This window comes from Botrimarina colliarenosi (assembly GCF_007859955.1).
Lineage (GTDB): Bacteria > Planctomycetota > Planctomycetia > Pirellulales > Lacipirellulaceae > Botrimarina > Botrimarina colliarenosi.
The window spans coordinates 1-24,380 of record NZ_SJPR01000010.1 but is presented as its reverse complement, the minus strand read 5'-3'; the positions used below and the strand labels follow the sequence as shown (position 1 = coordinate 24,380).

The window sequence follows — 24,380 nt, the reverse complement described above, 5'->3', positions numbered from 1 at the left end:
ACGCCCCTAACGGGTGTCACTGACACCCGGAACCGGTGCCCAATGCAACGACTCGCGACCGTCGTCCTCTACTTTCTAGTTGCCTCGACCGCGCACGCTTGGAGTGAGGGCGGTCACCACCTAATCGGTCTCATCGCGTTCCACCTGATGGACGACGACCAGAAAGTCGCGTTCAAGGAACTACTCGCCGAGCATCCCCGCTTCGCTGAAGACTTCAAGGCTCCGCCGAACGTCGCCACGCCTGATCGATGGCTTCCAGGCCGCGCCGGGTACTGGCCCGATGTCGCCCGCAGCCAACCGGCCTACAACCGCCCGAACTGGCATTGGGAAGACGCCGTCACGCTGGTCGTCGGCGATCGTGACGATGTCAGACTGCCCCGGCATGTCACCCGCCCGCCAAGTGGCGCCGACCTCCAAACTCGGGATCTCCATTGCTCGCAGGCAATCGAGCTTTGCCAACGGGTGATGGGCGACGCCAAACAGCCCGCCGGAGAACGCGCTATCGCTCTCTGCTGGCTCGGCCACTTGGTTGGCGACAGCCACCAGCCCTGCCACGCTGGAAGCCTCTACGCGGCCACAGCGTTCCCCAGGGGCGACCGTGGCGGAAACGAGGTTAAGACGGCGCAGAGTCGGAACCTCCACTCGCTATGGGATGGGCTTCTCGGTCCCCGCTATGACGAGACCAGTGAGAACCGACGGTTCGGCGAGATCGTCAACGATGCCGAGTTGATGGCGAGGGGGGAGAAGTCCGCCGAGAAGATGGACCCACTCGATTGGCTCGCCGAAAGCCGGCTCGCCTCGACAAAGGTGACGTACACCGCCGAGATACTGGCACCGGTGCGGGCGGTCGCTGAGGGGAAGGCGGATAGCGTGCCGAAGATGAGGGTCTCGCCCGAATACCTGGAGACCGCCGGGCGGATGGCGACGCTGCGGGCCTGTCAGGCGGGGTGGCGGCTGGCGGAGGTTTGGCGGGCGGGGCTGACCAGTACCGCTGAAAAGTAGGCCCAAAAACCAATTGCGGATGGCCACGAAACCCCTAGGCTCAGGGATCGTCTCTTTTCCCTCTGCCACGGCTCGGCCGAGATTATTTGACTGGCGTTTTAGTTAAACCTAAAATATGGTAGAACGCCGTGCTCCTGATCGCCGATATGCTCTTCCAGACTGCGAGGCTATCGAATACGCGGTGGACGCGAATGGCGACAGCCCCGTACAAGATTGGCTTGATGGCTTGCACAAAGAGATCGGCATCAAGGAAGCAAAGAAAGTCAGGAACAAGTTCAAAGCTCTCTTCAACCAGATGGCGGCCAACGGAGAGATACCGAACCCGTCTCGATTCAGCGGGGAGCGAGGCGACATCCACGCATTTAAGTTTGCCTGGAACAAACGCTTGTACCGAATAGCTTGCTTCCAAGATGGAAAGAAATGGGTTCTGACGCACGGCTTCGTAAAGCCCGGTGCGCAGAAAGGAAAAGGCAAATGGCCCACCGAAGAATTAGATAGAGCAGATCGAATCCAAGCAGAACATCAAGCAACATTCGCCACACGCCAGACACCACAATGACCGCCGAAGACTACGACGACGGAGATGACGAAACGACCGAACTCTTTCGCGAGATAGCTGTCGAGACCGTTACTGGTCTGATATGCAAAATAATGAAAGAGAAGGATGTCAGCAGAGTCGAGCTGGCCAAGCGGCTTCGAAAGACTCCCGGGTGGATTACCCAACTCTTAGATGGCGAGAAGAACAAGACCGTGGCGACACTGTCTGACGTGTTTGTTGCGCTGGGGCACTCGCTTCAATTTTACGCAGGAAAACTCAACGCAGTCGAAGCGGCGAGATTCGGCGACGACAGAGCGCCGAGCCACGCGGACGCATTCGTTGAGGTGATGCAGAAGGAGTTCGACGGAAGCTTCTGCGAGGTCATTACTCCCACAGCTAAGGGCAGTTGGGACACGGTCGTAAAGCTAGGTCGGCAGCGTGTGCCTGCTGAGCCAACCACAGAGCTATGGGGCGGAACGGTCCCCAATTTCATCCCGTGCCAGGGATAGTCCATGAAGAAAACTGCCCCCGTGAAGAAGTCGGGCCGCACTAAAGCGGCAGCGGCTTCGAAGAAGCGCGCTGAGACCGTTGGGCCTTTGCAACGCGTTCAACTTCGCCTTGTCCGAATGGTGAAGTTGAATGCCGGCATTGTTGTGGCGCAAGAGGGACTTCCGACCGAGACAGATGTCGAAGTTACGGCCTCGTGCAGGGTGGAGCCGGACGACAGCGTGGCGCGTGTAGTTGTGGACTGTAAGCTTACTGGTAAAGCCGCCAAACAGGTGAGCGGTCAGTCAAAGCTGACGATGCATATAGCGTATGAGATTATTTACGGCACTGAAGAACAGGACGACGCGGTTTTGACGCTGCTAAAAGAGAGCGCCGAACATCTTGCGAATCATGCTGCGCTCGTCGCGTGGCCGTATATAAGGGAAACTGTTCAATCGACGGCCGGTCGAATGGGGCTACCTCCCATCCTTTTGCCAATCCACCACTTCGGAAGCTTGATGGCGACACCATCGGAAAGCGCCGAAGCGGCAGTCATTAATTAGTAAAAGCCCCAGCCGCCCCGAACCGGAGCGGCCGGGCGAATGGTCAGCCTAAGAGACGGCCAAGCCAGTGGCGGTCCGGACGTGGTGGCGCCTTCCCGCGTGGCTTACGGACGCTGGGCGCCCGCTTGCGTAGCGGGATGGCGTGACGCACCGGCGGGCCTTCCAGCCGATATCGCCGCAGCTCTTTGGGGTAGAGGTGTTTTGGTGTGATGTAGGTCCCCTCAACCCAGCCTTGGCTAGCACACCATCGCCAGAGCGTCAGGAACCGCTTGGCGTCGTCGATCACGGTGGCCCTCCCGACCGTCTCGGCCCTCGCTGCAAGCCACCGGCGGGCCACCTCGATCGTGAAGTCATCGGTCGTCGGTTCACGCCCTAGGTGCTCCGACAATCGCGTCGTGATGGCTCGCAAGAATCGCACCGTTCGGGCCGCCGACAACCGCCTCTCGGCGACGTACTTGTCGACCACTCTCGTCAATGGGATGGGGGTCATGACGCCGCCCCCCATCGCCGCAGGATTTGGAACAATCCACCCTTCCGCTTCCGGTCCTTATCGACCGTTGGCACGACGGCCGGCTTCCCAACCGTGGGAATGACCTTCAGTAACTGCGAAGGGTCGATGTAGCTCTTGCGTGCGATTGTCGGGTCGCTTTGCCCTAGCGACGCGCTAACGTCTCCGCCGGCCAGATGCACCTGCGTTGCGTGGTACCGCCGGAAGGAATGGAACATCGAGTTACGCCCGGTGGCGAGTCCCGCTTCAGCCAGGACGCGTTGCATCGGCTTGTAGAGGCTCGCTAGCTGAACCACGTTGAACGGCGTCTTGGGGCTCACCACCTGCAACAGTTGCAGGTCGTGAACGACGGCGTCTGTGATCGGCTTGCGCATCTCTTTGACGCCTCCCTTCCGCGTCTCGGCCCGGAAACGGATGATCCGTCGATCGAGGTCGATGTCTTCCCACGTCAGGGCGTGGATTGCGGCGTGACGCTCGCCCGTCTCGATCGCTATGCCGATCAGGGCGGGCCAGTAGAGAATTGGCCGGGATGCCGCCGACCCACCAGTATGCACGCCGCGCGGCCGCGTCCATTCTTGCGACTTCTTCGGGAACCCATGTTTCGGGGTCCTTCTGAGCGTTGGACGGCAACGCCACGTCGGGCTCTGGCGTCCCCATCCGCTTGGCGATCCATCGCCAGACGACGCAAAGCTTCTCCGCGTCTCCCCTCAGCATCAAACGGGTCGCGACTATTCAGCCCGTCTCATAGCCGCCTCGATAGCGTCTCGGATTCGCTGCCTGCAAAGGCTGGCGCCGTAGCTCGTGAGATGGTCGTCGTCGAAGTAAACGAGCGAAGCGCCATCCAGCGCGAGAACCTGGTCGCCGTAAGAATAGACATCGTGCGTTGGCACCAACTCGCAGTTGGCAAATTTCGCAGCAATGGAACGCAGCATCTCGCGCCCTCCCTCATACTCAACCGAGTTCGCAGCAGCGACGTACTTCCGAGTATCGCCATCGGGCTTCACGCCGTCGTGCGCAAGGCACATCATTGCGCTACGGTCGCCGAAATAGAGGATCGGTGGTTGTTCGATTAGTAACACCTGAGAACCTATGCTCTGCAAGAAACCAAGCAATGGTACTAGGCTCTCCCTCTGGACCTGATCCCAGCGGTTGGACAGTAGCACGACGGGTGGCCGCCAAAGCGAAAGTGACCGAAACCTCGCTTGATCGTATTCCCAGACTTGGTCGCTCGGAAAGTCCGGGTCACCGCTCTCTCGTCGTTCGATTGGAATAGGAAAGCCGCAGTCGTCCCCTTCAATGGCGTAGATCGAGGCTGACACTTGTAGCGATTCCGCAATCTTGTCCACGATGTACGCCCAGCACGTCCCATGCGAGTCGCCGAGCAAGACAATCTGCGGGTCGCCAGAACCGTGTTGTAGGAGAACGCCTTCCTCTCGATATGCTATTTTCCACCGTGAATCGCGAGGCAGAATCTTCAATCCCTGAAAGCGACTCAGTCCATCTCGCACAAGGGGCTTTGGCGCACTGCTGTAGGCTGGGCCATTGACGGTCCGGCTCTGATATTCCGTGTAGTCCCGCTCTGGAACTCTGGCTAGTAACCAGCAACCAAGTACCGCCAGGATGAATAGTCCGCCTGCCCATGATACGCCTCGCGGTGACCGGCGAAGCGGAGCTTCCAGCATTCGGAATGACGCAATAGAGAGTGCGACGGTGATCGCCACTTTCAACACAACGATCATTGTCTCGGAGTGCCGGCCTCGTGACCAAGCATCGACCAGTAAGAAGGTTGGCCAGTGCCACATATACATTGAGTAAGAGAGCCGGCCGATCCAACGGGCGGGTCCCCACTCCAGTGCCGATTTGACCACTCCCGAGCCACTATCGGTTCCTACCAGAATTAGGACTGCGCCGAGAGTTGATGCGGCAGCTCCGGCAAGGAAGCGATTGCTGCTTGGGCCGCCGCAGAAGACGGCGAGCGCTATCATCGCAACCCCTAGCGAACTGATGTGATTCGCAAAGCGGCCGAGCCCCGGTGCCGTTGAAGAGGTTCGTACCGTCGCCAGCAAACAACCAAGGCCCAATTCCCACGCCCGGCAGGGGAGTAGGTAGAAGGCGGACTCCAGATAGCGGTATGAGTAGAAAGCAAAAGTGATCGCGCTGACGAAAACTAGTGACGTCAATGCGACTGTCGCGGCGGTCCGTCGCGCTCGGTACAACGGGACAAGGATCGCAGGAAAAGCGAGATAGAATTGTTCCTCCAGTGACAGTGACCAAGTGTGGAGAAGCGGGGAATTCTCTGCCGCTGCGCCCCAGTAGTCGCCTGCATCCCACCAGTAAGCCATATTGGCGAAACTGCCAATCGCGGCAAGTCCTTTCCATGCCGCGTCCTCGGCGTCGTCCGGATAAAGCAGCGTCTGAGACGCAACTACGGTCGCCAGGACGGTCACGCAGACGACGGGAAGGATGCGCCGAATACGCCGTCGCCAGAAATCCGCGAAGCTAAAGCGACCAGAATCGCACTCCCGGAAGACAATGGACGAGATCAGGTAGCCGGAGATGACGAAGAAGATGTCGACGCCAAGGAATCCGCCCCGAAGCCAATTAGCGTTCAAGTGGAAGACAAGAACCGCGAGTACGGCGATTGCGCGCAGGCCATCGATCTCAGGACGGTATCGTATGCCACTCGTCATCAGCCCCTGTTTCCTCGTCGCCTTGCTGCAAAATCGGCTCTGGTCGATCAAGTGTTGCCTTCGACGAGAGACTACATCTTAGATAGAGGCAATTGGTAAGCAACAAGGGGCTCAATACCGGCGGTCGAGACTTCCCGCCCCCAATCTCTTGGGCCCGCGGCACGGCGCGCCACCGTATTTGGCGCCCTCGCCACCATAAGTGTTCAAGCGTACCCTGCCGGCATGACGCCGCTCGAACGATTCGCCGCCCTGACCGAGACGCACTTCGACATCGCCGAAGTGATCCGCGATCTCGAATCCGAATGGGGCTGCGGGGCGCCGGTCGAGAAGGTCGCCCACCGGGTCGGGCTGTCGGAACTGGTGGTCGTCACGGCCATCATCGACTTGGCGGGCGTCGGCGCCGTGACGTGGTTGCCGGTGGAGCGGATGGCGTTTTACGAGGACGGGGCGCCGGTGCTGGGGACGGTCCAATAAGCGGGCATTTTGTTGCGAATGCACCTTCGGGGGCACCGACTACAGTCGACTTTTGCTTGACATGGGCCGAAAAACGACGCCATACTCCGCTACTCTTTCGCGTGCAGTTTCTGCCACCGGAACGAGCACACTCCTCTCCCTCATCGTTGACTACTCCACATGATTCGGCCTCTTCGATCGCCAGTTGTCGTAATTTGCGGAGCAATTGTCTGCTGCCTCCCAATCCTCGCGGGCGAGTCAAGAGCTGACTTGGTCCGAACGTTCACGGCTCTAGACGGCGTGAGTCAGGCGCCCGACGCTAACGAGGTCGGAGCCGGGCCGGTTAATGTCTGGACCTTTGACGCTGGCGGGACCTCGCCTGTCAATGGAGGCAGCTTTCTTGGCAACTCAGCTGCTAACGCAGGGGGTGCTTCCGGCGCCGGAGCTGGTAACCCCGCGTGGGGCATCTACGCCAATAGTGGGGCCTTCGTTACAGCAACGGCTGACATTGCCGCACTGGCGGGTCGCAATCTGTCGCTGGCTGGTGATTCGGTATCGCTCGATTTTGACAACGGCTGGATCGATGCGAGTCGCTTTGTCGGCGTTCAATTCTTCGACTCATTCGGAGTGGTGGTCTCTCAATTTAGCTTCACTGGGGGAAATGCGAATTACTCGCTCGACGATGTCGTAACGACCGACACGGGGATTGGATTTACCGGCGATGGGTTTGAGATCAAGCTGACTCTGACATCTTCGACAGGCGACTACACTTTTGAAGCAAACGGCTTGTCATTCGATTCGAGGACGCTCAATAGCTTCATAAAAGACATCGCGTCGATTCAGGTGTTCAATGCGTCGGCCGGTAATTCGTCCAACCAAGACCTTTTCTTCAACACGCTCTCAATTTCCGCTGTTCCTGAGGTCTCTCCGACGACTGCTCTATCGCTCTTAGCGTACATCGGATTTGCGATACGTTCCCATCGCGGTTGTTCTTGAGGGGGTGCGGCCAGAGGCGATTTCAAACGTGGCTTGCCAGTGATTACCATTGGCAGAGACCCACGCCACGAGAGCGCCACGATGCCGATTCAGTTCAAGTGCGACAATTGCAGCCGCCTCTACCAGCTGCCTGATTCCGCTGCTGGCAAGCAAGCGAAGTGTGAGTGCGGGGAACTCTTGATCGTTCCACCGGCGACCGGACGGAAGCCGGCGCCGCCCAGGCCACCGCGTACGCTCAACGAGGCTGCTGCGCAAGCGAAGAGGGCACGAGAGCCCACCATCGACGCAGCGGCTTTGGAAGCATCTATCAGGGACGAGGCAGCACGCATCGAAGCCGCCAGACGAGATATCGAGCCGGACATCGTCGCAGAGCCTACCACGCCGCCACCGTTGCCGGATTGGACAAGGGCGAGAGATGGTGCCGTCAGCAGCGGAGCGGCTCGGCTGCCACATTCCGGCCAAGCCATCGCTATTGAGCAAAAGTATCCCGAACTCCGGCGACATGCAGACGGTATTGAGTGGTCCGGGCGGCTAACCTATATCGCTTCAATCGTGCTCGCGGTTCTCGCAATGCTGTTCGGAATTGGATTTGCAATCGAGAGAAACACGTTTATGGCTATGGTGCCAGTGACGCTGATCAGTGGAGTCTTATTGATATCCGGTTATTCCGCCTACCTATTCGCCAAGGCGATGTCACAGATGCTCTACGTGTCAATGGACACAGAAGAGAATACGAGACGAACGGCTATCTCCGTGAGTTACCTGCAACGCGATTAGCTCCCGCCCCGATCCGGCCTGCAAAGCCGAACCGGGGCCAAAGTCAGATTGCCAAGAGCAACGCTCAGCCAGCAGTGTCAGGCGGCCAGCTCACGCACCGAAACAACCTCGACTGTCATCTCCTCAGCCGGCCCGACAATCCGCCGTCGTCGTTCGGCCTCCGTCCAAGTCGCTCGGATCTCCGCGCATCGCTCGGCGATCTCGTCCTCCGTCGGGTCGTTCGGTTGGCGATCGAGTGGGTCTTCAACAGGCATCGCGAACTTGTAGAACGGCGCCGGCAAAAAACGGACGCGAGAGAGGTCGCCTGACGCGACGGCGATGGGCAACGCGACTACTTCGCCGCCGATTCAACACAGCGGCCTTGAGAGCGTCCGAGGGGCTCAGGCTCGCCGGTGACGTTTCTATGGGCGTCGTCCACCTTGAGCCATTCGTCAACGGCTACGTTTAGCTGCGAGATGAACACGCCGAGCGTGTGATCTAACCCCGCCGGCTTGAGGTAGGGGAATCGACTGCGGGGCTTTGCTTTGCCGCTCAGGGTTGATTGCTTTGCGAATAAGATACGCACGACTGGTTCCTAGTGAGGGACTGGAAGAAAGTGAGCCCGGACGGTCGCACCGTTCGGCGGGTGGGTTGGGGTTCGTTTTTCGACGCGGATACGCCGCCCACTCGCCGCCGAGCTGTTGAATCAGGCGAACGCCGCGGCCATCTTCGCGGCCCTCGACTTCGCCGCTTCCTTGGCGACGGCTTCGCCCCGCTTAGACGCGGCGACTTGTTCGGTCGCAGCCGAGACGCGGGCTTTGCAATCATTCATTGCGGCGAACGCCTCGCGGACCGGGAGGGCGTGACTCGCCAGGTGCCGTAGCTGTTGTTGAGCCGCCGGGAGGTTTACCCCGCCGCCGGCATTCCAGCCGCCAGCCTGCATTGCCTCAGGGACGATGCCGAGCTTCGCCAGTCCGGCAATCGTTTTGGCGAGTGCCTTGTCGTGGGTCGTCTCAGCCAGCTCGATTCGCGGGCGTAGCTCCTCGACTTGCTTGGTTGCCAACTCAGTCCGTTGACGCCAAAGCCGGGCCGCTTGTGCCAGCAGGTCTGTCGTCGCGAATCGGCGGTTCTCTAGCTCGTTGCTCAGGTCGGCGAACGCCTCGCCGGGGTCGTCGCCAACGGCATTCGCCGCAGCCTCGACCGCCGCGTCGATTTGAGCGACTGATTCCACAAGGCGGCTGGCCCGGTCGTTGTGCTGATCGATTGCCTCGACTGTCTCCTTCGTGGTGCCTTCGTAGACGGGAAGGCTTAGGCCGCGGGTTATCTCGGCGATGGGTAGCGTTTTAGTGTGAAGCATCTTCTTTCCTCAGGGGTAAAAATGCCGATTGGATAATCGACGTAAAGCTAGGTGGGTAAGGGACTTGCGTCATTCCGCACTTCCCTTTGGTCTCGATCTTCGATTTGGAAAGTAGTACCTACGGATTCTCAGAACGGGGTTGCGGGCTCGGCTTTGGCTTCGGCGGTCTCACGGGCGTGATCGACGCGAGGTTGCTCCCGTTCGGTGAACCGGTCGGCGGCGCGGGAGGGACAGTGCAAGCCGCCCATCGATGCCAACCGCTCGGCGATTTGGGCGCGGTATGGGTTGGTGTTGCCCCACTCGCAGGCCGCGAAGGCTCGCTCGATTCGTCGGTGGTAATCGTCGGCGGTGAAGGTGTCGTTCATGCCACGCCCCTCGAGGCGAAGCCGTCCTCGTCGATCGTGTCGCGGGCACCAGCAGGTAGCACGACGTCGGCAGGATCGCCCCAGGCCCAGGTGCAGCCGCATGCGATGCACCGCTCGAGGAGGTCGTGGTCGCTGTCCGTCCTGAACACCGTGGTCTCGGGACCGACGACGGCGCCGCAGCCGATGCACCGCTTGACCATGAAGAAGTCGATCAGACCGTCGCGGTAGAACTTCAAAACGCCCCGGTCGATCGCCGTGAGTGCCTTCGCCGGGTCGGCAATCTGGAGCCGGTCGCCGTTGACGCGGATGTGAACACCACGGTCTCGGAGAATCCGAACGAGCACGCCCATCGACGCTGGAGTCGCTTCGGGAGGGGTGACTGTCATGGTCAGACGTCCTCCCAATCGGCGAAGTCGTTGACCGGGCCGTAGTGAACTGGGGGCTCGTCTGCTTGGTCTGTGGCAGTAGATTTAGCTATCTCTGCGGTCTCAGGCGAATCTACAGACCGCAGACCGGCTACGAACTCGCGGCGCTTATTGGTGGCGGTAGAGGATGTCCGCCAGGAGCCGAGCCCCGCTTTAACCAACCGGTTGATTGCAACCTCGGTGTCGGACGCGGTTTTCAATTCCTTCCGGCCGGTTTGGATCTCGCTGACGGTCAGGGCGCCGCCCTTACTGACGATCCACGCGTAGAGCTTCCGATCCGCTTTTTCTTCCGGGGTCTCGCCGGCGCCGCGGTAGAACCGGGCCGCCTCATTACCGAACCAGCCGACTAGCTCGATACCGACCTCGATCCAGTGATCGCTGATCTCGGCAGCGTCCGGGTCCTCCGTCAGTTGGAGGACAAGCGCCAGACGTACGGCGTACTCTTCAAGCTTGGCGTGTGCGGCACGCTCGCTGTCGCCGCGGGTAAGCCCTTCGATGCCGTGCTTGTTGACGAACGCCGCGAATCGAGCCCTTGCAGCTGACGACAGCGGGATTGATTGCGGGTAGATCTCGCCCTCCTGGTCAACCGCGAACTCGAGGTCGAGGAGATCCGCCACCCGATCCGCAAAACGCTTTTCGGTGGCCGGGGAGACGTCCGTGTCCGTCCACTGTTTTGCTCGCAATGGTGGCCGGGCCATCAACAACCTCGCCGCGAATCCGCTGTCCGTGTTATCGCCCTCGAGCATCTTCTCCAGAATCTGCGGCTGGATCGTCCCGGAAACGGACACCGCCGCGCGGTTGACGTACTTCGGTTTGGCGAGCCCGGACCGGTTCACTTTCATGTAGCCGGCGCCGAAACAGTTGATCCAATTTTGCGCGTCGCCGGACCCGCTGTTGTATTTGTCGAAACTACCAAGCCACGCCGCCAGCTCGTCGCGCTCTAGCAGCACGCCGCGGGGATTGTTCTGCAAGGTGTGAATCAACGACTCGACCGTCGCGTCAGAGATGACGAACTCAGCCACGACCGGCTTCTCGGGCGCCTCTGGGGGCGGGCCGCCGTCTTTTGACTTTTCCCACGCCTTTACGTCCCTCTTGTATTCCGAATCGAGCACGCTGAAAGCACTCATGCGATCCTCGTACTCTTTCATCGCCCGTCGTTGCCGCGCGAGGATGGGCGCGAGGACAAACGTCCGGCCCTGACTCTTGGTAACGCCGCTGGGAGCCACGAGGACGCACCACAACACACTTGCCGGCTTCCAACTGTCTTTGATCTTGGCAACGCGTGTCGCCCCTATGGCGCTCGCTAGAGCCGCCAGACCGGGCAGCACGACCATAATCTCGTCGCAGCCGACTGCCGAAGCCGACTCGACAACGAGATCGCGGAACGGCGCCGGCAGTAAGTGCGTCGGAAACGGCTTCCACTCCGGCGCCGGTTGCGGCGGGTCGGAAGGATCGAGCCACTCGAGGCCGGGGTCCTTGTACTTCGTCGCCGGTCGCTCTTTCACTTCCCGCGGTTCAACTCGCTGGCGTAGGTCGTGCCAATTCCAGGTGCAGGAGTTGTGGCGGCAGCCGGCGGTGTACTTGCCGTTGGGGAGTTGTCCGACGAACGCGGCGCCGTCGTGGTGGTCGCACATGGGCGAACTCACGAACTCCCACATTCGCCCGCCACCCTGCCAGCCTTGCGGACCGGTAACCTCGAAACCGTTCCGGTGAATGAAGTCCGTGACGTTGAACTCGCTACCCATCGTGTAGGAGGAGGATGTCGCCGGCGTCACGACCGGCTTGTCGACCGCGACCGCCTCGAGTTGTTCCTGACTCACGACACCCAGGTCGGCGGGGGTCTCGAGGATACGGGCCACCCGGTGCGGCCGGTCCGGGACGTTGTCGCCCTTGCAAGCCGGGGTGCCGTAGCACTTCCATATCCGCGCCGGGTTGGCGACGCTGGTGTCGATGCTGACCGTGTCGTCGCTGAATCGGTCCGACAAAGCTTGCAGCACTCGAGCGACAAGCCCGTCGTCGATCGCCGGAAGGTCGATACGGTAGAGGAGGTGTCCGCCGTTGCCAGAGTCCGCGACAACTGGATCGGGCCACCCTAACGACTTGAGGTAGCCCGCTATCGGATTGATCCGCTCGAGCGCCTGATCATGCTCGGCGTCGCTGGCGCTGATGCCCGCGGGGCGGACCGGGTCGGCGTCGATCGGCAGCCACCGTCGGGACACGATGTTGGTGTCGCTGGTGGCGCCGCCCTTCTCCTGAGTCTTCAGCCGGTTGGCGGCTCGAGCGAGTAGTTCAGGCTGGACCGGGTTCAGTGTGTAGTAAACACCTTTCGCCCCGCGCAGCTTAGTAAGGTCCGCCGCCGCCGCTGCGTAGTCGTCGAAAAAGCCGGAGTAGGTGCGTGTGTAACGCGGGTTATCGTCCCACCCTTCAAGTACCCTAATCTCCACGACAGCGCCGCCGGCGATTAGGTCGAGGGCGTTCTCGATCTCGTGTAGATCGAGTTGTTCGGCGTAGGTTTTTTTGCGTGCCGTCGGCTCCGCATGGCTTAAGATGGTCATAGCTCTATCGGCCCGCGCGAGCCCCCCTTTTGTTTGCGAGACAAAGGGGCCGCCGGGCCTTTTTCCTTGGTGGAAAGGTGGCCCGGGCGGTCTAGAAATACGTCGTGACGGTCGTCGGCTTCTTCGCGCGCCTTTTCTGTGGCGCCGGCTTCGGCTCCACAACGGCACGGGAACGCTCGAACGCAGTCACAGCGTCGGCGTCGATCAGATAACGTGGCCGCTCACCGTTGGGATTGGTGGCCGCGTTGATCGCTCGAAGCTCGCCGGAAGAGATCCAGGCGAGAACTTTTTGCGGCGAGACTCGCCACAAACGAGCTAACTCGGGGGGGGTCAGTTTGCGACTCAGCCCCGTTTCCACAGTCGGCGCAATGTGCGCCGCTTCTTCCCTTCGCATCTTCGGTGTCTCCGTCATGGAGGACACCACCACCTGACCTGATGGCTTTGATTGTTGAACAGCACCTTGCGCAGCTATCGCACTACGCTCCGCGGACCGTTTGAGCATTCTGGGGGATTCATTTTTGTTCTTAAGAAGCGATAGCAGAAGTTGTAAGGTGTGCGACTAAATCTACCCTACTAGGACCTTGCCGTCAATCTAATCGCGACCCGGGGCGTGTGTAACCCCGTCGCCTACACAAAACACCCAGCCCCGAACCGCGTCCACAACCGCCCGAAGCCGATCATCGGAAACACCGTGGCGGTAATTTGCCGCCATCGACATATCAACGTGGCCCATGATCGCGTTGACGGCCACCTGGTCGGCCGTGTCGCCGGCGACGGTCTCGAATGTGTGACGTAGGCCATAGAAGCCGCGGCCCTTGCGGGTGATGCCTAGTTTTTTTGTGAGTTTGGCGAACTCCTTCGATAACGTGCTGTCGTAGGAACCAGCCTCTTTGGCGTATGGTTGCCCCCATCGGGTGACGAACACCAAGGCGCCGCTGCCGTCCTTAGTAAGCCGGCAATTATCCTTCCATGCCTCGAGCGCCGTGATCGTTTCAGGCCATAGAGGGATTCGCCGCGGGACCGCAGTTTTGGGGCGGGGGAAGTCGATCCAGCCGGCATCCGTATCGAACGAGGACCAGGGCAGCTTTCCGACGTCGTGGTTCCCGAAGCCGCCATTGATCCCGAGCAGTATCATCGTCCGCAACGGCTCGGTGGCCGCGGCTAGCAACGATCTCACCTCGTCAGCCGAGAACACCTTGGCCGGCTTCGATTGCTTCTCACTGCGCAGGGACTTAGCTGACGGCTTCTTGAAGTCTGGCCCGAACTTGACAGGACGGTCGATCAAGTCCGACTCATACGCGTACTTGAAGGCGGACCGGACCCCCTGAATCCTCTTCGACAAGCCGATCAGCCCGACCCCCTGGGCAAACTTCCTTCGCAGGTCAACAAAGTCCGCCGGGGCGAGATCATCAACAGCGCGATCTCGACCGAGGTGATCTACCAGCCGCTCGGCGACGTCGTGCAGCTCGTCCCAAAAACGTTGGGACACCTCGCCCGATTCGACCCGCGACTTCTTGGCCGACAAGAACGCGTTCACAACGTCCGCGACCGTCGTGACACCCGTTGACACCCGCGGGGTCCGGCCAGCGTGAAGGGCGCCGGCTTGTTCCTCGTACCTGGCGAGAGCACCTTCCCAATCGTCCCACGGCCCGAAGTAGACCAGCTTCCCGCGGATCTTCTTGGCCCACCGCTTGGTTGCGTGCGGGAAGAGGGGGAACGAAGGGTATGGCTTTTTCGGCTTCTGCGCCGCTGCCGCATTGGTAGACTTAGCCATCGCGTCTCCCTCCGTGCTAGGAATCAGGGGACGTGCCCGACGCCCGCCGGGTGCAACCGGCGGGTGTCATTTGACACCTGCGGAAAGGCTAGCGGGTGTCAAAACGGGTGTCAACGTACGAGGGCCATTCGCGGAGATTGCCAAAAACGCTTCAAAACAAGACACGCGCCCGTAGCTCAATTGGATAGAGCACCGGTCTTCGGAACCGGGGGTTGGGGGTTCGAGCCCCTCCGGGCGTACTGGCGAGCGAAGGACTTGTGCCGATTTGTGACAGGGATGCCGTCCGCGGGGATTGGCTCGCGGCGCCCCGGGTGATGGGGGCGTTTTTGAACCTTTGCCCATTGCCCCAACTACCGGCCGCACGCGCCGTCACGGGGCGACGGCCGACCTTCTTAGAGCCCCTCGCCGATTGCGGCGGCGGGGTTGAGGCGGGTCAGGCGGATCGCCTCTTCGTCGGAGAGCCCCAGTCGGTTGCGGAGATTCGTGTAGGCCTGCGGGAGGCTCAACGCCGACCCGACGAGGTGCGATCGGTCTTCGGACCAGGTCGCGTAGTCGGCGTCGACGTGGACCCGCTGTCCGGCGAGCCAGTGCTCACCGACGCCGCCACCCGCGGCGGAGATCGCGTCACTCACGACGATGGCGCGATCGAGTCCTGCGGCGTCGAGGTAATTCTGCAGCGCGAAGAATGGGACGTGCACGCCGTCGGCGATGAAGCAAACCCAGAGGCGTTGCGAACAGCTCAGCACCCGTTGAATGATGTTGTCGTGCCTTGGAAGCGATAGCGGGCAGCCGTTGCCGAGGTGCGTGAACATCGACAGACCGGCGTCGATCGCTTGATCCAACTGGTCAAGCGTTGGGTTGCAGTGCCCCGCCGACACCCGCACGCCCCGATCGACCAGAGCGCGGATCGTTTTGCAGCCGTCGTCGTGTTCGGGCGCGAGGGTCACCAGCTTGGCGTGGCCGTCGCAGGCGTCGACCAGACGCAGCGCCTCGTCGACGGTCGCGGTCCGGACGGCGCCCGCTGGGTGAGCGCCCACGTAGCCGGGCTGGGGGCTGATGAAGGGCCCTTCGAGATGGATTCCCGCCACCACCCGCGTGACGTCTCGGTTCCGCTCGATGAAACGCGCCAGCTTCTGGGCCCGCGCCGCGAGCGTCTCGAGTCGGTCGGTTATCAGCGTCGGGAGGAACCGCTTGACCCCGTCGGAGTGGAGTCGGCGGCACGCTTCGAGGAACTGCTCTTCGGTCAGGTCGTCGCTGTTGAAGTCAACGCCCGCGTACCCGTTCACCTGGAGATCGATGAGGTCGCCGCACGTCATCTAGTTGCTCGTCATCGAAGTTGAGCCGGCCGAGCGGGGTTTGAGTTGCGGGTTGGGCTGTGGGGAGTGGGGCTCGTGCGCCTCCGACGACGAGTCTCGACGGCGGATGACGGTGGTCGCTGGGCTGAGGAGCGACCCCGCCGACCGGTCGAGATAGACCTGCACGTGGGGGTGCTTTTGCAAGATCGACGCCGGCGCGTCGGGCGAGACCTCTCCCTCGAATGCGGCTCGGACCGCCCGGGCTTTGCGGGCGTCGGGGACCGTACAGATGACGGCGTCGCTCTTCATGATCTGGCGGATGCTCATCGTCAGCGCCTGGCGAGGGACTTGGGCGAGGCTTGGGAACCACCCCTCGTTGAGCTGCTGCAGACGGCATCCCTCGTCGAGTTCGACTTCGAGGAAGGGCGCCTCTGTGTCGAAATCGGCGGGCGGGTCATTGAAGGCGAGGTGGGAGTTTTCCCCTATGCCGACGAAGGCGACGTCGATCCTGTGCTGTTGGATGAGCGAAGCGACGCGGGCGCACTCAGACTTAGGGGCGGCCTGGCCGTCAAGGAAGTGGTACGCGGCGGGTGGGAGCGGCAGCCGACTGATGAACCGCTGCCACAGGTAAAGCCGGAACGAGGCCGGGTGGGTTACCGGCAGGCCGACATACTCGTCGAGGTGGAACACCGTGACGCACGACCAATCGATCTCGGGCTCGGCGACCAGACGATCGAGCATGTCGAATTGGGAGGCGCCGGTTGCGACAACGATCGCCGCATGCCCCTTGGAGGCGAGCGCCTCGCGAATAAGCCGCGCCCCCTCGACGGCAGCCGCCGTGCCCGCCTGTCGTTTGTCTTCGAAGATTGAAAGTTCCATTCTGCTTCTTGTTTACTTTGAACGCTTGCTTGGTCCGCCTCGATGGACGCAGCGGAAGTTATCGGTCCTTGACCGCGTTGGTGCCACGTCGATCCCGCCGGGCGCCGACCTCGGGGTCGAACGGGGATTCTGGCGGGGCTTCGTCCGACTCGAGGTTCGCTTGTCGGAGCCGCGTCAGACGGCTGCGGAGCGCGGGTTGGTGCGGGTCGAGCTTCAGCGATACTTCTAACGCCTCGATCGCCTCGCGGCGGCGCCCCAGCTCGACGAGTGACAAACCAAGCGTTTGATGGGCGTCGGAGAGCCGGGGATCGAGGCCGATGGCCCGCAGGGCGATCTCGGCCGATCCCCGCCAGTCCTGCTCGAGGTAAGCGACGCGGGCGAGTCCGGAGAGCGCTGTGGCGTGTTCGTCGTCCAGCTGCAGGATCGCGAGGAACTCACCGGCGGCCGATTCGAGTTGGCGGAGTTTCACGAGGCATTGCGCCCGCAAGACCTTGGTCGGGATCGCCAGCGCAGCCGACCCCTCCAGCCGATCGAGCAGGCCCAGGGCGCCCTCCGTGTCGTTGGCGCGGACCTGGAGTTGAGCGAGCTTGAACAGGGCTGCGGGATCGTCGGGCGCGTCGGCGAGGTTTTGCTCTAGCAGGGCGCGGCTCTCGTCGAATCGACCGAGTTGGCCGGCGCAGTCCGCCAACTCGGCGCGGAAAGCGCGACGGCTCGCCGCGGGGAGCCCTTCAAAGGCGAGGAGCTCCGACCAGACGTCCGCGGCCTGCTGGAGCTGCCCGCCGTCCATCATCGCCAGCGCTAGATTGGTCTTCAGTTGCACCGTGGTGTTCAAGACCGTGGTCGCAAAGTCTTCGGACGGGGCTTCGACGTACCCCAAATCGACGAGGAGCTGCAGCGCGGTCGCCGAGGCGACGGGGTCGTCGTCGCTAGCCGACGGAGGGGCGCCACTGTCGCCGTCGATGGAATCCCAGCTGTCGACGTACGAAGGCTCTTCGGACGATTCGAGTATCTCTCGCCACGGCCTGCCCTGCATGTCGCGGCCGACGGGAATCCCCAGCAGGGAGAGGACCGTCGGCGTGACGTCGAGTAGGCCGGCGCTCTGGATCTCGGCGCCGCGTCGGACCCCCGGCCCGCTGACACAGACGACGCCTTGCTGGCGGTGCCAGGCGGTCGGGTTGAGAAACCCATCGACGTCGCTCCGCCGCTCGTCGCAGTGAAAGCCGTGATCGCTGACGAGCATCACGGTTGTGTCGTCGCCCGCCAGGTCGAGCATCGCGCCGAGCATCATGTCGTGGAATCGATAGCAGCCGCGCACGACCTCGCCGTAAACCTGGGCGTCGTGCTCGCTCACGCCCGCCATGTGGGGCGGGTGGAACGGCATGAACAGGTGGCCTACCTGATCAATCATGTCGTAGTAGACGGCGGTGAAGTCCCACGGCTCGTTGGCGATCAGGGCGCAGGCGACCGCGTGGGTGCTCGACGCCCGCGCGAGCAACGTCGCCAGCTGCTCGATGCGACGGTCGGTGCTTCGGTCGACCTCGCCGGCCCGTGGCACGAACGGCAAGAGGGCGTCGGGCCCCAGGTCACGAGGGTTAACGAGCAGGTTCGCAAGCAGCGGCCGCAGCCGGCTCGGGTGGCAAACGCCCTCCGCCAACGCATCCGTCCCGCCGCCCAGCGACTCGGGGTGCAGGAAGTAGTCCGACACCACCGCGCCGCGGACCGTCTCCGCTGGGTGCGTGGCGAGCCAACTCACCACGTTCGACGCCAGCCCGTTCTGGGACAGGATGTTCCAGACGGCCTTGGTGCGGCGGCTGGCGCAGGTGACGGGGCGGATGCCGCTGCCGTCCGGCAACGGCTCGGCGAAGCCGCAGATCCCGTGCTTGTCGGCGCGCTTGCCGGTGGCGATGGAGGTCCAGAGCATCGGCGACAGCACCGGCTGGAGGGTCGCCAGATTGCCGCTGACCCCTGTCTCGATCAATCGCGCTAGCGACGGCATCTGTCCGGCCGAGATCATCGGTCGGAGCAGATTCCAGTCGGCGGCGTCCCAGCCGATCAGCAGGACTTTTTTTGCGAGACGATCGCTCACTTGCAGAGCCTGGTTGGAGTTCGGGCGATTCGCACTAGCGCCGTTGGGTCTTGCGCCGACCCGCCGCCGCAATGAGGGCCACGCCGCTCAGCAGCAGGGCGCCGGGCTCGGGAACGCCCAAGGCCGTCGATCCGACCGAACCAAACTGGCCGCTCCAGACTCCTAGGTCGGCGCCGTCGACGACGCCGTCGCCGTTCGAGTCGCCGGCCGATTTGTTGGTCTGCGACGCGAGGCCAAAACCTTGCTGCCAAACCAGGAAGTCGTTGCCGTCGACGTCGCCGTCGCTATCGAAGTCGGCGTCTCCCGCGGGGCCCGAGCCGAGGATGCCGTAGATCTCGTCGTAGTAGAACGCGCCGCGACCGTAGTTCTCCATCGTGTTGGAGAAGCGGAGCTTGATGAAGGCGTTATTGGCCAGATCGTTCTCCAACGCGGCGCCCGACTGGACGAACGTGTAGTCGGAGAAAAAGACATCGTAGGTGTCGTAGCTCTCGGTCAACGTGATCGGCTCCGAGTAGACCGCGAGGCTCTCGTCTTCGCCGACGCCGGGCACGATGAAGCCGATGCCCACCTCGATCGCGATCGGCCCCTCGTACGGCAGCGCCTCGAAGACCTTGAACTTCAAATCCAGGCTCAGACCAACGTAATTCGAGAAGTCTTTGCGATACGGCACGAAACGGTCCGAGACATCCACCAAGCCGTAGTTGCCGGGAAGGTCCGAGGGGAGGTCAAAGTCACCGGAATGAAACCGGGCCGTTTCTCCCGCGGAAGCGTCGGTGGTAGGTCCGCGGTCGGTTGTGATGGTGCCAAAGGACCCCCAGCCCGGAGGGACCGATGTCCCGGGGGTGTTCTCGCGGTGCTGCTCGGGGGTCTCGAAGTCGTAGAGAAGCTCCTTCTGCGCCGCGGAAGGGGACAGCAGGCCGATCACGATCAGGAGGGCCGCCCAGGCGGGTTGGTTTCGCAGTCGGGTCATGTCGGTATCTCTTGAGAGGATAGTGATCGGAGTGTCGGGGCCGCTCGGCGTCGCCGCCGGTAGGCATGTTGGTTTAGTTCACGCCCGCCATCGCGCGATGGTGCGAGGCTCGACCGGGGTCCTTGCCCCAGTAGAGGGAAGCGAGTTGCGTGTGGGTGTCGTCGGGAAGCCAGCCTTCGCGGAGGCACTGTTCGAACTGTTCGATGGCGTCGTCATCTCGACCGCACCCGCGGAGCGCGAGGGCGAGGGCGAATCGCGCTTCGGTGTAAGCGGGGGCGATCGCCACCGCGGCCTGAGCCGCCCGGAGCGACGCGTCGTACCGCTCGGTGCTCCAGAGCGCCGACGCCAAGCCGCACAGCACGATGGGGTTGGCCCCGCCCAGCTCGTGACAACGCGTAAACGCCGTCACGGCGTCGGCTTCCGCGTCGCAAGCCAGCAGCAGGTTGGCGGCGTTCAAGAGAACCTTCGGCGTGATCTGGGCACGCGACGACAGTTCGCGGGCAATGCTCGCGGCGCCGTCACGATCGTCTCGGGCATGCGCGATGCGGGCGATGGCGAGGCGGATCGATTCGTGCTCGTTCAGCGGGTGCGCCAGGCGTTGGATCACGTCGTGGCAGACGTCGTACTGCTCGTCGCGGAGCAGGCAATCGACCAGCTTGATGGCGTAAATCGGTTCGTCCGGATAGTCGCTCTGGAGCGAGTTCCAGACCTTCGACGCTTGGTCGAGCCGGATGCTATCGGAAAGGGCGAGCGCCAGGTTGACCCGTCGGTTCCGACTCACCAGATCACAGGTGGCGTCGTCCGCCGCAACAGTTGGCGCCTCCGGACGGTCGGCAGGGGTGTCGCAGCGGGCGGTTTGTGGTGGTTGTGCGGCAGGACTAGGTTGGTGGGAATGGCCCTTGAAGGGCTCCACCGTGACGCCCGACAAGGCGCGTCCGTCGAGGTTGCCGCTGGTTGGGACGCCTAGCAGCTGAGCGATGGTTGGCGCTACGTCGAGCACCGTTGCACCGACGAGCGGGGCGCCGGACTTCACGGCGGGACCCAGAAGGCCGATCAACCCTAGCCCGCTGTTTGAAGGGTTCGAACCGGCGTCGCGTCCCTTGGCCTCCGCAACCTGTGGCGCCGACTGGGGGCTCACCAGAGCGATGGTGGTGTTGGAGTCGACCAACCGGCTGAGGTCGTCGAGCATTGTGTCCTGGAGTCGCCAAGCCGCATCGCGTAGTTCCTTCTCCGCCGCCCCGGGGAACCAGCTGGCGACACTTGGGTAGCAGACGGCGGTCAGAGCCCCCGCCAGATGCCCCACCATCGCGCAGGCAACAGCGTGGAGGGCGTCTAGCCTGCCAAGCAGCGGCTCGAGCGACGCGATCGGAAGTCCACTAGCTACAGCGACGCTTAAGAGCCGAGCGCGGCCGCGGTTGTACGCCTCGGAAGGAACCCCCTCGGAAGCGATGCCCAGGGCGTGCTCAAGTCGGTCGCGTTCGGCCGGCGACGGATCGTGATTTGGAAAGCACGACCCGAGCCATTCATCGACGGGACCGCGATCGAAACAATCGCCGCTCACCATGGCGCCTAACAGCGACTCGGTCGATCCCGTCGCGGGCCAGCCGATGACGTGCGTCGAGAGCCCGGCCTCGGAGGTCCAGTTCCAGATCGCCGTGCAGAGACGGCTGTCACTAGAAACCCGCCGCAAACGCCCCTCCGATAGCGGCTGGTCGTAGTGGCCAAGGACGCCGTGCTTGTCCGCGCGGACGCCGGTCGCGAGCGAGGTCCAGAGCATCGGCGAAACGAGCGGGCGCACCGGCGATAGCTTGCCCAGCGTTCCCTCAGACGAAAACCTACCAACCGCCGGCATCGACCCTTCCGCAACCAGGGAATCGACGGCCGGCCAATCGACGGAGTCCCACCCGATGAGCAGGATTCGACAGTAGTCTTCGCTGACGCAGGTCGTCATTTAGATCCGGCAGGGTGACAACGACGGACCGATCGGCTTCGGCGTCACGATCGAGGGGGAAGCTCCTGAGAACGCAAATCAAACAACGGCATGAGTTTCTTTGACGCCGCAAGCGATCGGCGGCTGAGCCGCCGATCGCGCGACGAAAGGCTGATTAAAAGCGCCTCTTCTCTGAACCAGCCCAACATCCTCTTCTTAAGCGTCGCGACGACGCCGACGCGCCGTGAGGGCGAGACCGCCGCCGCCCGCGGCAAGCAACGCCAACGAGGTCGCCTCGGGAACCGCGCCGGCGAGGATCGGCACATTCGGTTCACTCTGGTAGGCGTACTCGTAGAGCGTCGCGGTGTACTCCGCCGGAGACCCGCCGTCGCTGAACGTTGAGAGCCGGGCCCACCCGTAGTGGATATTGCCGTCGATGTTCAATCCAAAGCCCCAGTACTGCGGGTCATCGGGGTTCCGGAAGTTCGTCGGGTTGGTCGAAACAATGCCGCTTAAATTGGGGTAGCCCGTGCCGTTGTTGAATGGGACGGACAGCCCCGCGGCGATCTCGTCTCCGAACTCGAACGAACGGATGTAGTAGGGGTTCCCCTTCGCCGTGTTGGTGAAGTTGATCGACTGCTCCGCAGCGGGGAGCCGTTCTTCGGGCGGCTGGAACAGGTCGTTCCCATAAACGATCAGCCGGACGCCCGAATACGACAGGTTCGACTGGCCAAAGACGAAGTCGGTGGTGCCGTTGCCGTCCAGGTCGAGGTTGGTGAACGACGCCGCGGTGTCTTGCACCAAGCCGGCGCCGAGATCGACGTGAATGATTTCAGCGTCGGCGGATTGCGCTGTCGCAAAGGCGCCGGCGCCGGCCGCAGCGGCGTACGACGCAATGCGCTTCGAGAACTCCGCGTAGGAGCCCGATTGCTTGGCGAGCGACGCGAGATAGGAGTTGCGATTTTCCATGGAGGTCGTGTCTCGGGTTAGTTCTTTGGGAGTCATCGACATGAGAACGCTCACCGAGCGCCCTCGGGTGAATGGGCGAGTCCGAAGCGGCGTGGAAGTCCACACCTCACGGCCTCGTAACCGCCGCGCCTGCTGCTCCGTTCGGTTTCCTTTCCAGAGTCGCTGCGTTCCTGCTCGCCATAGGCGGGACGAAATGCCGAGCCCGGCTGCCTCTCGCCGCCCGCCTCAGTTCCTCGTCTTCCAACCGCTCCAATCAAGCCTCTCGTAGTCGCTCTGTCCGGGCTGGTGAGGAGGAGAAGCCATCGCGCCGGATGACGACGATACGCCATTCCCTTCACGCCATGGTGACCGTTGCTCACCGCCGTCCTGCCCGACCTTTCTGCCCGCAACGTCTGACGGGAACGCGGAAATCTCTCGGGTTGAGACTTCCAAATCCACCCCGCGTTCGATATTGTATGCAGAAGGTAAATCGGAATGCAATCCGCTTACTGCATAGTTTTCTGGCCAGCCAAGACTTCCTCGACCTAGCGAGCCTGTTCCGTCTTCTCACGAGGCGTGACTTCGCTTGAGCAAGGGGTTGTTCGAGTTTTCTGACCAGTCGCGCGTAGCTGTCAGTCAGTATCTCCTAGGCGCCCCTGTTGAGCGTCCCGAGACGCGTCCCGCCCCATCAATGAGGAAGCACCCTCCCATGCCTCAGGTAACACGAGTAACGACCGGTAAGCTCTTCGCGCGTCGGTGCGCGCTGGGACTTGCCGTTGTGGTCTGTTTGCCCTTCAGCGGAGCGGCGAATGCCGACGACGCGACGATTACGCTTGAGTTGACCTACGGTTCAGGCGCCGGGTCGGCAGGCATTTGGGAACTGTTCGGGCGGGTCGATTCAACGCCGGGCGGCGCCAATGGCGACTTCGGACTGTCGGCCGTCCGAGCGCTGCTGAACGACGTCGATTTTGGCGTCGATGGCAGTGCGATCTCGCTGTCCAGCGGCATCGGAGCGCTCGACCCCATCAACTCGGGGGGCGCCAACGAGCGGCCGCCTGCGATCCTGTTGGGCGATGGCACCATCGACTTGATCTATGGCCAGGACCTATCGGAATCGAACGGCAACACGGTCGCGTTCGGCGTTGGCGTCGTGGGTAACTCGTTGCTCGCATCGGGGACGTTCTCGGCCGGCATGACGCCTAGCTTTGGTCAGGACAGCTCGGGGGGGACGCCGCTCTTCACCCAAGCCCTGTTCTTGCCCAGCGGTTCGTCGCCGATCACTTCCGGGGCGGTCAGCGCCGGTAGCACGTTCACACTCGTCATCGACAATCTCACGATCCCGGGAGACTACAACGGGGACGGCATGGTGAACGCCGCGGACTACACCGTCTGGCGTGACAGCAACGGCTCGACGACCAACCTCGCCGCGGACGGCAACGGCGACCTCACCGTCAACGCCGCCGACTACACGATCTGGGCCGGCAACTACGGGGCCAACGCTTCGTTCGCCACCGCCATCCCGGAGCCAACCGCCTGCCTGATTGGCGTTTCGGCCGTGACGATCATCGTGTCCGGGACACGCCGGCGAACCCTCTGAGGCGTGGTTGCCGTTCTACGTCGCGCTGCCCGAGGCTAGCGCCTGCGGCTCAAGGAGTGGACTCCACTTGAGCCGCCGGCGCTAGTGTCCCGAGTTAGAAGTACGTTCACAGACGCGGGCGACGCGTTGGAGGATGGAGTCGGCGTCGGCGACCCATTGGAAGGGCTTGGGGTTTTGGTTGTACTCTTCTAGGTAGGCGTCGATCGC

24 protein-coding genes and 1 tRNA gene are annotated in these 24,380 nt (G+C 62.5%); 9 read left to right on the top strand and 16 right to left on the bottom strand.

Annotated elements, in window-relative coordinates; translation table 11 throughout:
* Window positions 1-42 precede the first annotated feature (42 nt).
* The 4 genes from Pla108_RS20065 to Pla108_RS20050 all read left to right on the top strand — a co-directional run bounded on the left by Pla108_RS20065 (window position 43) and on the right by Pla108_RS20050 (window position 2,589).
* Window positions 43-1,002, top strand: a complete 960-nt coding sequence (locus Pla108_RS20065) for a S1/P1 nuclease (protein ID WP_146446770.1) — start codon at window positions 43-45, stop codon at window positions 1,000-1,002.
* A gap of 181 nt (window positions 1,003-1,183) precedes the next feature.
* Window positions 1,184-1,561, top strand: coding sequence for a type II toxin-antitoxin system RelE/ParE family toxin (locus Pla108_RS20060; protein ID WP_197526747.1), 378 nt, complete (start codon window positions 1,184-1,186; stop codon window positions 1,559-1,561).
* Entirely contained in the window at window positions 1,558-2,049 is a 492-nt protein-coding gene (locus Pla108_RS20055; protein ID WP_146446768.1) for a helix-turn-helix domain-containing protein, read from the top strand. Before Pla108_RS20060 ends, Pla108_RS20055 begins: the two co-directional genes overlap by 4 nt.
* A 3-nt stretch (window positions 2,050-2,052) precedes the next feature.
* Window positions 2,053-2,589 carry a hypothetical protein gene (locus Pla108_RS20050; protein ID WP_146446767.1) on the top strand — a complete coding sequence of 179 codons (537 nt, stop codon included), beginning with the start codon at window positions 2,053-2,055 and terminating at the stop codon, window positions 2,587-2,589.
* Window positions 2,590-2,632: 43 nt separating this feature from the next.
* Here Pla108_RS20050 and Pla108_RS20045 read toward each other — a convergent pair whose 3' ends face one another.
* The 3 genes from Pla108_RS20045 to Pla108_RS20035 all read right to left on the bottom strand — a co-directional run bounded on the left by Pla108_RS20045 (window position 2,633) and on the right by Pla108_RS20035 (window position 5,838).
* The gene (locus Pla108_RS20045; protein ID WP_146446766.1) at window positions 2,633-3,079 is read right to left on the bottom strand and encodes a hypothetical protein; all 447 of its coding nucleotides are present in this window, start codon (window positions 3,077-3,079) and stop codon (window positions 2,633-2,635) included.
* The gene (locus Pla108_RS20040) at window positions 3,076-3,651 is read right to left on the bottom strand and encodes a tyrosine-type recombinase/integrase (protein WP_146446765.1); all 576 of its coding nucleotides are present in this window, start codon (window positions 3,649-3,651) and stop codon (window positions 3,076-3,078) included. The genes Pla108_RS20045 and Pla108_RS20040 overlap by 4 nt, the downstream gene beginning before the upstream one ends.
* A 174-nt stretch (window positions 3,652-3,825) precedes the next feature.
* Complete coding sequence (locus tag Pla108_RS20035; RefSeq protein WP_146446764.1) at window positions 3,826-5,838, bottom strand: acyltransferase family protein; 2,013 nt, start codon at window positions 5,836-5,838, stop codon at window positions 3,826-3,828.
* A gap of 171 nt (window positions 5,839-6,009) precedes the next feature.
* On the opposite strand from Pla108_RS20035, the gene Pla108_RS20030 reads away from it, so the two are divergent.
* The 3 genes from Pla108_RS20030 to Pla108_RS20020 all read left to right on the top strand — a co-directional run bounded on the left by Pla108_RS20030 (window position 6,010) and on the right by Pla108_RS20020 (window position 8,013).
* Window positions 6,010-6,261 carry a hypothetical protein gene (locus Pla108_RS20030; RefSeq protein ID WP_146446763.1) on the top strand — a complete coding sequence of 84 codons (252 nt, stop codon included), beginning with the start codon at window positions 6,010-6,012 and terminating at the stop codon, window positions 6,259-6,261.
* A 279-nt stretch (window positions 6,262-6,540) separates the two neighbouring features.
* Window positions 6,541-7,236 (top strand): hypothetical protein, encoded by a 696-nt coding sequence (locus Pla108_RS20025; RefSeq protein WP_146446762.1) that lies wholly within the window; start codon window positions 6,541-6,543, stop codon window positions 7,234-7,236.
* A gap of 81 nt (window positions 7,237-7,317) precedes the next feature.
* A complete protein-coding gene (locus Pla108_RS20020; protein WP_146446761.1) occupies window positions 7,318-8,013 on the top strand; it encodes a hypothetical protein in 696 nt (231 codons plus the stop codon).
* Between the two features lie 77 nt (window positions 8,014-8,090).
* On the opposite strand, the gene Pla108_RS20015 is transcribed toward Pla108_RS20020, so the two are convergent.
* The 7 genes from Pla108_RS20015 to Pla108_RS19985 all read right to left on the bottom strand — a co-directional run bounded on the left by Pla108_RS20015 (window position 8,091) and on the right by Pla108_RS19985 (window position 14,468).
* Window positions 8,091-8,339 carry a hypothetical protein gene (locus Pla108_RS20015; protein WP_146446760.1) on the bottom strand — a complete coding sequence of 83 codons (249 nt, stop codon included), beginning with the start codon at window positions 8,337-8,339 and terminating at the stop codon, window positions 8,091-8,093.
* Between the two features lie 359 nt (window positions 8,340-8,698).
* Entirely contained in the window at window positions 8,699-9,349 is a 651-nt protein-coding gene (locus Pla108_RS20010) for a hypothetical protein (protein ID WP_146446759.1), read from the bottom strand.
* 128 nt (window positions 9,350-9,477) lie between these two features.
* Entirely contained in the window at window positions 9,478-9,714 is a 237-nt protein-coding gene (locus Pla108_RS20005) for a hypothetical protein (RefSeq protein WP_146446758.1), read from the bottom strand.
* A complete protein-coding gene (locus Pla108_RS20000; protein ID WP_146446757.1) occupies window positions 9,711-10,100 on the bottom strand; it encodes a hypothetical protein in 390 nt (129 codons plus the stop codon). The genes Pla108_RS20005 and Pla108_RS20000 overlap by 4 nt, the downstream gene beginning before the upstream one ends.
* A gap of 2 nt (window positions 10,101-10,102) precedes the next feature.
* Window positions 10,103-12,694: a DUF3987 domain-containing protein gene (locus Pla108_RS19995; protein ID WP_146446756.1), complete on the bottom strand. Its 2,592-nt coding sequence runs from the start codon at window positions 12,692-12,694 to the stop codon at window positions 10,103-10,105.
* 91 nt (window positions 12,695-12,785) lie between these two features.
* Complete coding sequence (locus tag Pla108_RS19990; protein ID WP_197526746.1) at window positions 12,786-13,196, bottom strand: helix-turn-helix domain-containing protein; 411 nt, start codon at window positions 13,194-13,196, stop codon at window positions 12,786-12,788.
* A gap of 90 nt (window positions 13,197-13,286) precedes the next feature.
* Window positions 13,287-14,468: a tyrosine-type recombinase/integrase gene (locus Pla108_RS19985; protein WP_146446754.1), complete on the bottom strand. Its 1,182-nt coding sequence runs from the start codon at window positions 14,466-14,468 to the stop codon at window positions 13,287-13,289.
* A gap of 165 nt (window positions 14,469-14,633) precedes the next feature.
* Between Pla108_RS19985 and Pla108_RS19980 the strand changes: the two genes are divergently transcribed.
* Window positions 14,634-14,707: transfer RNA gene (locus Pla108_RS19980), tRNA-Arg, on the top strand.
* A gap of 153 nt (window positions 14,708-14,860) precedes the next feature.
* Here the strand turns inward: Pla108_RS19980 and Pla108_RS19975 are convergent.
* From Pla108_RS19975 to Pla108_RS19950, 6 genes are all read right to left on the bottom strand, one after another.
* Window positions 14,861-15,784 (bottom strand): N-acetylglucosamine-6-phosphate deacetylase, encoded by a 924-nt coding sequence (locus Pla108_RS19975; RefSeq protein ID WP_146446753.1) that lies wholly within the window; start codon window positions 15,782-15,784, stop codon window positions 14,861-14,863.
* On the bottom strand, window positions 15,785-16,642 hold the full coding sequence (locus tag Pla108_RS19970; RefSeq protein ID WP_146446752.1) for a glucosamine-6-phosphate deaminase: 858 nt from the start codon (window positions 16,640-16,642) through the stop codon (window positions 15,785-15,787).
* Window positions 16,643-16,700: 58 nt separating this feature from the next.
* Window positions 16,701-18,728: an alkaline phosphatase family protein gene (locus tag Pla108_RS19965; protein ID WP_197526745.1), complete on the bottom strand. Its 2,028-nt coding sequence runs from the start codon at window positions 18,726-18,728 to the stop codon at window positions 16,701-16,703.
* Between the two features lie 34 nt (window positions 18,729-18,762).
* Window positions 18,763-19,698 (bottom strand): PEP-CTERM sorting domain-containing protein, encoded by a 936-nt coding sequence (locus Pla108_RS19960; RefSeq protein ID WP_146446750.1) that lies wholly within the window; start codon window positions 19,696-19,698, stop codon window positions 18,763-18,765.
* Window positions 19,699-19,771: 73 nt separating this feature from the next.
* Window positions 19,772-21,649: an alkaline phosphatase family protein gene (locus Pla108_RS19955; protein WP_146446749.1), complete on the bottom strand. Its 1,878-nt coding sequence runs from the start codon at window positions 21,647-21,649 to the stop codon at window positions 19,772-19,774.
* 195 nt (window positions 21,650-21,844) lie between these two features.
* A complete protein-coding gene (locus Pla108_RS19950) occupies window positions 21,845-22,597 on the bottom strand; it encodes a PEP-CTERM sorting domain-containing protein (protein WP_197526744.1) in 753 nt (250 codons plus the stop codon).
* A 688-nt stretch (window positions 22,598-23,285) separates the two neighbouring features.
* Between Pla108_RS19950 and Pla108_RS19945 the strand changes: the two genes are divergently transcribed.
* The gene (locus Pla108_RS19945; protein WP_146446747.1) at window positions 23,286-24,173 is read left to right on the top strand and encodes a dockerin type I repeat-containing protein; all 888 of its coding nucleotides are present in this window, start codon (window positions 23,286-23,288) and stop codon (window positions 24,171-24,173) included.
* The last annotated feature ends 207 nt before the right edge of the window (window positions 24,174-24,380 follow it).